Below are 8,833 nucleotides of genomic sequence, written 5' to 3' on the forward strand. Positions count from 1 at the left end.
CGCGAGTGGTCGTGGGAGGAGATGCTCGGCACGTTGCGGGAACTCGACGACGCGGTCGGGGCCGACGCGTCGAACCTGGAGCGTGCCGAGTACGTACTCGGGGTCGCGCGCAGGGCGGCGTCCTCGGTGCCGCCGGCCGGCTCGGTGTCGTGGGCCGACCCGGTGGGTGGGCCGGCCGATCCAGGCGTGGGGTGGCTTTCGGCTACCGGCCGCCCGTCCGGCCGGGACCGGTCGCCGATCCCGGAGGAGCCGATTCTTTTCGAGGCCGGCGGCCCGGTGAATCGTCCCGAACTGGCGCGGGACGCGCCGGCCTGGGCCGAGTGGGGCCGGTGGGACTGGGAGTTGTGGGACGACCTGACGGCGACCTGGGACGGATTCCTCGCGCTGCGGCAGGCCGCCGAACAGTTGGCCGAGGACGACGGTCGGGAGACGTCCGGGGTCGGCACGGCGATCGATCGTGCCGACACGGGTTCGCTGGCCGCCGCGCTGCTGCTCGTCGAACAACCGCTGCTCGGACCGGTGGTGCGGCGCCTGGTCGCGCGGGTGGAACGCGAGTACGTGAATCCGCAGGGGGAGTGGCGCTCGCGGCGCGCCTACGGCGAGGTGCTAGGCCGACTGCACGAGGGCATCGCCGCCCTCGCCGAATGCGGCGTGGACGAGGGTGAACTGCGGGCCCTGTTATGGCGGATGGCCCGGATGGTCGCCGAGGACCACGGTCGTTTCCCGTACTTCGCCGATATCATCGCGGGTACGGTCATGCGACTCGGCACGCTCGACGGAGACTGGGCGGAGTACCAACGCGTCCTGGTGCATGCCATGTCGACCACTGACTGCCGTGGACTGTTCCTGCGCGAATACGGTCGGCTCCGGCTCGCGGAACTCGGCATCTCGCCATGACTGGACGGAACCCCGTGGCCACGATGCCGCGGGCGGCGCAGCCGCAGGGAAACCATCCGCCGGTCGAAGTCGGCGTGGGTAGGTGCCGACTTCGGGTTCACGCTCGCGTTCGGCCGGTCGTGGAGGTGGGTCCGACGGGCCGTCGCTCCGGCGGGGGCCGGGCGGCTGTGAGGGGTGTGGCGGATCAGTGGGGCTTCGCCTTGTGTCGGAGGGGGAGGAGTAGGGCCGGGATCAGGGTCAGCAGGGTGGCGGCCAGGACCCATCGGAACGTGTCCGCGAAGGCGTGTGCCGGTGCGTCGACATGGTGGGCTTCTCGGCTCTGCAGGATCGCGGCGAGCACGGCTGCGCCGAATGACGCGCCGATGGTCTGCACCGTGGTGATGGCGCTCGTCGCGCCGGGGATGGCGGTGGGCGGCAGTCCGTCGTAGGCGGCGGCCGACACCGGCACGGCGACGGCCGCGACCCCGATGCCGAACACGAGCAGGGACACACCCAGGGCCGCGTCGCCGGTGTGCGCGCCCACCCGGGTGAAGGCGAGTGTGCCCAGCGCGGTGATGGCGATTCCGGTGAGGACGACGGGGCGCGCGCCGATTCGGTCGGTGAGCTTTCCGACGTAGGGCAGGGCCAGCATCGTGCCGAGGCTCTGTGGCGCGAGGAGCAGGCCGGTGGTCAGCGGGCTGTGGCCGCGGACCTGCTGGTAGTACAGCGGCAGCAGGATCATCACGCCGAAGATCGACAACCGGGAGAGAAAGTTCAACGCCGATGCGGCGGCGAACGGCCGGTGAGTGAACAGCCGTGGATCCAGCAGCGGGGCGGCGGTCTGCCTGCGCAGCGCGTGGACGATGAACGCGATGAGCAGAGCCGCACCCGTGACCAGCAGCGGCAGCCGTGCCGTACGTGCGGACAACCCGTAGACGATCAGGGCCAGGGCGGGGGAGAGCAGTGCCAGGCCGATCGTGTCCAGCCGGCCTCCGCCCTGCCGGTGTGGCGCGCCGGCGGGGATGCCACGCCGGGCGAGAAGGAGCGCGGCCAGGCAGATCGGCACGTTCACGTAGAAGATCCAGCGCCAGCCGACGGTGCCGACGAGCAGGCCGCCGATCATCGGTCCCGCGATCGGAGCGATCTGTCCGGGCACGGCCACGATGCCCATGACCCGTCCGCGCTGCTCGGGCCGAGCCGCCTGCGCCAGGATCGTCATGCCCAGCGGCACGATCATGCCGCCGCCGATGCCTTGCAGGACCCGGAACGTGATCAGGCTTGCCATCGACCAGGCGGCCCCGCACAGAACCGAACCGGCGAGGAAGGCGCCGAGCGAGAACATCCACATGGCTCGGATGCCGAAACGTTCGGCGAGCCGGCCGGTCGCCGGGATGACCGTTGCGATGGCCAACAGGTAGGCGGTGCCGACCCACTGGACCGTGGTCACCGAGGCGCCGAACGTGCGGGTGAGGTCGGCGAGGGCGACCGTGACCATCGTCATGTCCAACATCGCGGTGATGGATCCGATCACGATGACCGCTCCGAGCTTCAGTACGGCGGGATCGAGGCGGTCGGAGGCCGGTGTGCCGGTCGTCGTGTTCGTCATACTCACGACACTACACCGTATAGTGTAGTGAGACTACACTGTATGGTGTAGTAACAGCCGTGCAGGAAGGAAGCCGTTCGTGCCCGACACCTCGACCCTCCGCCAGGGGTCGCCCGCCAAGCGTTCCGCCATCGTGCGAGCGGCACTCGAGATCTTCGTACGCGAGGGCTATGCACGCGCGAGCGTCGATGCCATCGCGCGGACGGCGGGCGTCTCCAAGCGCACCATCTACGACTACTACGGCGACAAGGAGCGGCTGTTCCTGTCCGCCGTGGAGGAGACCCAAGCCGCGCAGGCCGAGTCCTTCCGGGAACTACTGGACCGGACCCTGGGGCAGCCCGTTGTGCGGACGGCGGATCTGGAGACCGCGCTCACCGACTTCGGCCGGGCATTCGCGACCGAGATCGCCCGCTCCGCCGAACGCGCCGCCGTGCTACGGCTGATGATCGCCGAGGCGTCCCACTTCCCGGCGCTGCTGCGGCCGTCACCCGAGGAGCGCCCCGTCCAGCGTGCCCTGGCCGCCCGCCTGGCCGAACTCGGCGAACAGGGCCTCCTCGACATCCCCGACGCGGACGAGGCCGCCGAGTTCCTGGGCCTGTTGGTCACCGGTCGCGTCAACCACCGTTCCTGGTACGGGGCGGTACGGCTCGACGACGCCGAGATCGACCGGTTGGTGACGGGCGGCGTACGCATCTTCCTGCGCGCCCATGCTCCACGCCTGCCCACGGGATCGGGATCGGGATCGGCTGAAACGTTCAGGAAGTCGAAGTTGTCGTAAGGGAATCGGCGGTTCCGCAGGACCGGGCGCCCGATCTCGGGGCGAGGGCCGTGGGGAGCCTCGCGTGGATTCGGCGTCGTCGAACGATCATCCGATAAAGTCGCGACGGCACTTGGTGGGCATTCTTCGGTACTTCACGGACGCGAATTTCATTCGATCACCCTGGGGGAGACGTCATGGCCGGCGAGGAAGAATCGGCGGGGCCCGTCATCGACGTAGCGGTTCCGAGTGTGGCTCGGGTCTACGACTATTTACTGGGCGGAAAGGACAACTTCGCCTCCGATCGGGAGGTCGGGGATCGTCTCTACGCCATTGCCCCGGACACCAGGCGCACGGCCCCGATCCACCGCGAGTTCCTGGCGAGGGGCGTACGGTACCTGGCCGGGATCGGCATCACGCAATTCGTGGACCTGGGTTCCGGGTTGCCCACTGCCGACAACACGCACCAGGTGGCGCACGCGGTCGACCCGCGATGTTCGGTCGTGTATGTCGATCACGATCCGATCGTTCTCGCCCACGGGCGGGCCATTTTGGCGGATCATCCCAGGACCGCGATCGTGCAGGCCGACTTCAGGTCGCCGGAAGACATCCTGTCCGCACCGGGGTTCGAACTGCTCATCGACCTCACCCGGCCCGTGGCCTGGTTGATGCTCTCCGTCGTGCACCACCTCGGGGACGAGGAACACCCGGACGAACTGGTCGATCAGTACAAGTCCCTGATGGCGCCGGGCAGTCACCTCTTCCTGTCCCATTTCCTCCGACGCCCGGGAGACGAACGCATCGACCGCCTGGAGGCCGTCATGCAGGAAAGCCTGGGCAGCGGAAGATTCAGGACGCAGGACGAGATCGAGCACTATTTCCACGGCATGGAAATGGTCGACCCGGGCGTCGTTTCCACGGCCCTGTGGCGCCCCTCCGCTCCCATCGCCCCGAGGGACCTGGAAACCTCCCACATCCTGATCTCGGGCGGAATGGCCAAAAAGATCTGATACTCCAGACTCCGGCTGTAGATCGTGATCAGGCGTCGTGAGACGCTGCCCTTCGTGATCGCCAAGCTGCAGTGTGTGGTGTTGGACTGTGCCGATGTCGTCGAGCTGTCCCGCTTCTACCAGTCGCTTCTCGGCGGGGTGGTGAACCAGCCGGATCCGCGGTGGTCGCTCGGTGACGACTGGGCGACACTCCATACCGACGGGCTCGTACTGGCCTTCCAGGGGGTGGAAGACCATCAGCCACCAGGGTGGCCGGATCCCGCTCGGCCCCAGCAGTTCCACCTCGACCTGGGTGTCAAGGACCTGGATCGAGCTCAGGAAGACGTCCTGAATCTGGGCGCCTCACTGCTCGATGAGGGGGACGGGAAGCGGAGTTGGCGCATCTTCGCGGATCCGGCAGGGCACCCGTTCTGTCTCGTCCGGGACTGACAGGAGAGGCAACTACCGGGGTCGCGTCTGCGGTGATGGCGCGGGTGCCGAGGCCGCCGTGTGTTCAGCGTCGGGTTGCGGGGATCGGTGTCGCGAATCCCGGCGAGGGGCCGTCGTAGTAGTAGAGGTTGGCGCCGATCGTGGGTTCGTCCACATCGCGGCCCCGGTCCGTGTCATCGTTCGTGCATCCGACCGGTACGAACGCCGCGATCATCATGACGAAACCGGCGAGACGACGGCGCCTCGAACGACCATCCATCGTGCCTCCTTCGGGTAACCGTGCCCGCCATCATGCCGTGTGGGGTACGAAGGGAAGGCCGAGGGGACGCCTGTCGCAACTCGGGCTTCCCGTAGGGGAGTTGTCGTTCTCCTCGGCGGCTGGGTGTGTCCGGGGCCCCGGCGTGTGGTGAACATGGAGGGCCGGGGTCCCTCCGGGCCCGCCGTCACTCCTCCGGGCCCGGCCTCGGGCTTCCGCAACTCACCGACGAGGTACGCCTGTGCGGGCGCCGAGGTACGCGCGAGCCCGGCCGGGTGGGCGGCGGGTTCGGCCGGTGGGTGCGGTGTTCAACCGGACCGGGGCCCCGTGCGGACGTGCACGCGCTCGCCCCGGCTGCCCGAGAGGCCGAGGACCTCCACGGCCGAGCCACCGACAGGACCGAACCAGTGGGGCACACCGGTGTCGAACTCGACGGCGTCGCCCGGCTCCAGCACCAGTCCGAGGCCGCCCAGGACGAGCCGTACCCGTCCGGACAGGACGTACAGCCACACGTGTCCCTCGTGCGTGCACGGCTCGGGCCGGTTCTGGGTGCCCGGGATGACCAGCTTCCACGCCTGTAGGGGGCTCGGGCGGTCGGTCAGCGGAAATCGGGCCCTGCCGTTGTGCATACGTGGCCTGGTGTTGATCCGGGGCCTGCCCGACTCCGGGGTTCCGACGAGCTCGTCCAGCGGCAACCGGTGGGCGTGCGCGATCGGCAGGAGGATTTCCAGGCTCGCGCGGCGTCGGCCGGATTCCAGCCTGGACAGGGTGCTGATGGAGATCCCTGTCGCCTCGGCCAGTGCAGACAAGGTCAGGCCACGCTCGGTGCGGATGCGGCGAAGTCGCGGGCCGACCCCTGCCAGTGTGTCGGCGACGGGTGAGGACTCGTCCATGCGTCGCATTCAATCCAACCATCGCCGAGGAGGGCAACGAAAGTTGCCGATACCGCAAACGCCGCAGCGATGGGGAGGTGAAGACGACGCGGGACCGGCCGGCAGGAAACCGCCCGGAGGACGGCTCGTGGCAGCGGCGATCGTCGGCACGCACGGCATCCGTCGCCGGGGCGGGAGAGCGGAGCCGGGCGGCCGACACCGTCCGGCGGATCCGGATCACGTACGTGGCCACGGCCGGTCGCAGTGCCGGAGCGACCGACCCGGCACCAAGCGCGTCCGCGAACCGCGGCGCGGAGTCGCCCCGCAGATCCGGCATTCAGGGAGTCGGCGACGACCCGGGCTCCTCCGACGCCTGCCGGGGCGCCAACCAGCGTTCCGCGCGGCCCTGTTTGTCGGAGTCCCCGGAGCGCCGGGCGTGCGTCGGCGGCGGAATGGCCGCGAAGGGCAGTGAGTGCCCGGGTGGGCTCCGGTGGGCGGCGACGGACGGGGAAGCGCGGGGCGGCGCCGATGGCGGCGTGCCCACGACACGCCGGTGCGCCTGCGAGCCGTACCGCGTAGCCGTACGACCGTCTGACGGGCGGCTTTTCGAATACTCGACCGGACCGGTCGGACCGTCGGATCGCACGGTCGGCCACCGAAACAGCGGGCGCGCGCCATCCGGGTGAAGTACACGAACTGCCTTGCCCGGAAAGGGATGGACCGCAGTCGATCGGTCAACCTGAAGGACGTGCCGCGCTCTCCCGGCCGGCCGTGGGCGCCCTCCCGGCCCGCCGGCTGCCGCATGCGGCCCGGTCCCCCCACCCCGTCGCCCGGTCCCCCGGCCGCCCGCCGGCGCGGCGCGCCGACCCCGCGACCTTCGCCGTCTCGGAAGGAACCCGCAACCCCCATGAGCAACGACATCGCCTACGCGAAGATCCACCCCGCGATCGGAGTGGCCCGGGTGGGCAACAGCACCCGTGACGACGGCTGGTACTACGGCCCCGAGACACCGGACCCGGACCCGATGCCGGTCGGCTCGCTCAAGGACGCCACCGGCGCCTTCAAGCGCCAAGCGGCCCGCTTCCGCCTCTACGGCTACGACAGGGCTGGCCACGTCGTACGCGAACTGACGGCCGCCGACGCCGGAATCACGATCGAGTGGGGCGTGCACGTCGCGAACCAAAAGGCCGCCTGGTACGAGTTCAGCCTCGCCCTCGACATCCCCGACATGCAGGGCCACAGCACGCCCCGGCGCAACAAGGGCATCGACCGCGGCCGCCTCGTCATCGATCCCGGCCGCAAGACCCTGCGCGCCGGAACCGGCCAGAGCGTGGAGTTCACCGGCGGCACGTTCCAGGACATCCCCGTCCCGCTGGGCCGGATGCACACCGACGAGCACGGCCGGCTCGTGGTGCTCGGCGGCTCCGGCCACTCCGCCGCCAAGAACAACGAGGAACTGCACTCGTTCGGCAACAACGACGGCTGGTACGACGACATCTCGGACGGCCCGGTCACCGCCGCGGTCACCCTGAACGGCCACCCCATCGACGTCGAACCCGCCTGGGTCGTGGTGGGCCCGCCCAACTACGCACCGGACGTCAAGACCGTGCGCACCGTCTACGACCTGCTCCTGGACGTCTTCGTCGGCAACGGCCAACTGCCCCGCCCGACTCCGGTGTCCTTCGAACAGCACATCGAGCCCCTCCTGGAACGCTTCAGCACCCTGCAGTGGGTCAACAAGGGCTTCGCCACCCACTTCGGTTACGCCGGTCCGCAGGACTTCACCACCGCCGAGATGCAGCGGCGCCTCTCCAAGCCCGGCAACACCTACCGCGAGCTGCGCCGCCAGGTGTACACCGCGATGCGCGACTACCAGCGGGACGGCCTGGCGCCGATGACCTGGCCGTGGTTCTACGGCGACGGCATGTCCAGCCGGCCCAAGTCGCCGCTGCAGTACATGACTCTGTCCGACCTCCAGATGGACATGCTGCTCAAGTGGTCCGACGGCGATTTCGTCGGCACCGCCCGGAGCGGCTTCCCGCGCCACCTGGAGAAGGCACCCGTCGCCGATCAGCCCGGGCTGTTGGACCGGGCGGCCCTCGACTTCTGCCTAGCCGACGCCTTCCACCCCGGCTGCGAGGTCACCTGGCCGATTCGGCACGCGACGATGTTCGCCGAACCGTTCCGCATCCTGCACCGCGCCGAGGGGCAGGTGGAGCCCGACTACGGCGCCGAGCTCACTCCCGAGCGGGCACTGGGCGCCGACGGCCCGCTGCACGCCCAGGGCCCGGGTGGTCTGACCCGGTGGATGGCCATCCCGTGGCAGACGGACACCGCGAGCTGCCGCTCCGGCTACGAGTCCACCCTCGGCCTGGGCCCCCGGTACGACCCGCACCTGCCGACCTTCTGGCCCGCCCGGGTACCCAACCACGTGCTGGCCGAGCGCGACTTCCGGGTCGTCAACAAGGAGGGCGGGTCGACGCCCTCGGAGGACGAGCGCGAAGCGGCGTTCGCCAACCGGGCCTCCTGGCTGCGTGGTCTGAGCGGCACCTACAAGGAGCAGTTGAAGCAGGCCGCCGCGGAGTGGCACCACTTCGGCGTGGTGGAGACCCGCCGCTACACCGTCGGCGACAACAAGTACCCGCCGTACGTCCAGGTCGAGTCCGTGCCCGGCTTCGCCCTCGAAGGGGTGCCGGACGACCGGAACCTGGTCACCCTGCACGTCCCGCAGACCGCCGCCGACCAGGTCGCCTGGGGCGCGGCGTTGTCCGCCCTCGCCGAGGACATCGACATCGCCCCCGAGAACATCACCGTCGGCTACATCGACAAGCTCGACCCGTTCGGGGAGGACGCCGCCAACGGCACCGGCCGCCCCGAGGATCCTTCGTGACGGTGGACCACACCGGTCGGGCGGGGCCCCCCCCCCCCCCCGACCAACGGGGGGTGGGCGGCGGCGGCCCCGGGGGGGGGGGCCCCCCCCCGCCGCGCGGGGCCCCCCCCCCCCCCCCCCACCCCCCCCGCCCGAGA

General features: G+C 70.1%; 8 protein-coding genes. 5 read left to right on the plus strand and 3 right to left on the minus strand.

From position 1 onward, the window contains the following. Nucleotides 1-897: hypothetical protein (locus tag ACFXMF_RS44845; RefSeq protein ID WP_380021201.1), on the plus strand; the 897-nt coding region annotated here is incomplete at its 5' end. Nucleotides 898-1,081: 184 nt separating this feature from the next. Here the strand turns inward: ACFXMF_RS44845 and ACFXMF_RS44850 are convergent. After that, nucleotides 1,082-2,482, minus strand: a complete 1,401-nt coding sequence (locus ACFXMF_RS44850) for an MDR family MFS transporter (RefSeq protein WP_360318979.1) — start codon at nt 2,480-2,482, stop codon at nt 1,082-1,084. A 79-nt stretch (nt 2,483-2,561) separates the two neighbouring features. Between ACFXMF_RS44850 and ACFXMF_RS44855 the strand changes: the two genes are divergently transcribed. The 3 genes from ACFXMF_RS44855 to ACFXMF_RS44865 all read left to right on the plus strand — a co-directional run bounded on the left by ACFXMF_RS44855 (nt 2,562) and on the right by ACFXMF_RS44865 (nt 4,678). Beyond that, nucleotides 2,562-3,260, plus strand: coding sequence for a TetR/AcrR family transcriptional regulator (locus tag ACFXMF_RS44855; protein WP_379992387.1), 699 nt, complete (start codon nt 2,562-2,564; stop codon nt 3,258-3,260). A gap of 176 nt (nt 3,261-3,436) precedes the next feature. Continuing rightward, a complete protein-coding gene (locus ACFXMF_RS44860) occupies nt 3,437-4,249 on the plus strand; it encodes an SAM-dependent methyltransferase (protein ID WP_360318983.1) in 813 nt (270 codons plus the stop codon). A 54-nt stretch (nt 4,250-4,303) separates the two neighbouring features. Beyond that, nucleotides 4,304-4,678: a VOC family protein gene (locus ACFXMF_RS44865; protein ID WP_379992390.1), complete on the plus strand. Its 375-nt coding sequence runs from the start codon at nt 4,304-4,306 to the stop codon at nt 4,676-4,678. 64 nt (nt 4,679-4,742) lie between these two features. On the opposite strand, the gene ACFXMF_RS44870 is transcribed toward ACFXMF_RS44865, so the two are convergent. Both ACFXMF_RS44870 and ACFXMF_RS44875 read right to left on the minus strand, forming a co-directional pair. Then, nucleotides 4,743-4,937, minus strand: coding sequence for a hypothetical protein (locus tag ACFXMF_RS44870; protein ID WP_360318985.1), 195 nt, complete (start codon nt 4,935-4,937; stop codon nt 4,743-4,745). A gap of 305 nt (nt 4,938-5,242) precedes the next feature. Beyond that, entirely contained in the window at nt 5,243-5,836 is a 594-nt protein-coding gene (locus tag ACFXMF_RS44875) for a helix-turn-helix domain-containing protein (RefSeq protein WP_379992388.1), read from the minus strand. An 877-nt stretch (nt 5,837-6,713) separates the two neighbouring features. Between ACFXMF_RS44875 and ACFXMF_RS44880 the strand changes: the two genes are divergently transcribed. Continuing rightward, nucleotides 6,714-8,696, plus strand: a complete 1,983-nt coding sequence (locus ACFXMF_RS44880) for a LodA/GoxA family CTQ-dependent oxidase (RefSeq protein ID WP_380018051.1) — start codon at nt 6,714-6,716, stop codon at nt 8,694-8,696. Nucleotides 8,697-8,833: the final 137 nt, after the last annotated feature.

This window comes from Embleya sp. NPDC059213 (assembly GCF_042754445.1).
In the GTDB taxonomy this organism is placed as follows: Bacteria; Actinomycetota; Actinomycetes; order Streptomycetales; family Streptomycetaceae; genus Embleya.

What these genes read in the sequence shown, in the direction of transcription:
- ACFXMF_RS44850 (WP_360318979.1), bottom strand. Translation starts at nt 2,482, where the DNA reads ATGACGAACACGACGACCGGCACACCGGCCTCCGACCGCCTCGATCCC.
- ACFXMF_RS44860 (WP_360318983.1), top strand. Translation starts at nt 3,437, where the DNA reads ATGGCCGGCGAGGAAGAATCGGCGGGGCCCGTCATCGACGTAGCGGTT.
- ACFXMF_RS44870 (WP_360318985.1), bottom strand. Translation starts at nt 4,937, where the DNA reads ATGGATGGTCGTTCGAGGCGCCGTCGTCTCGCCGGTTTCGTCATGATG.
- ACFXMF_RS44875 (WP_379992388.1), bottom strand. Translation starts at nt 5,836, where the DNA reads ATGCGACGCATGGACGAGTCCTCACCCGTCGCCGACACACTGGCAGGG.
- ACFXMF_RS44880 (WP_380018051.1), top strand. Translation starts at nt 6,714, where the DNA reads ATGAGCAACGACATCGCCTACGCGAAGATCCACCCCGCGATCGGAGTG.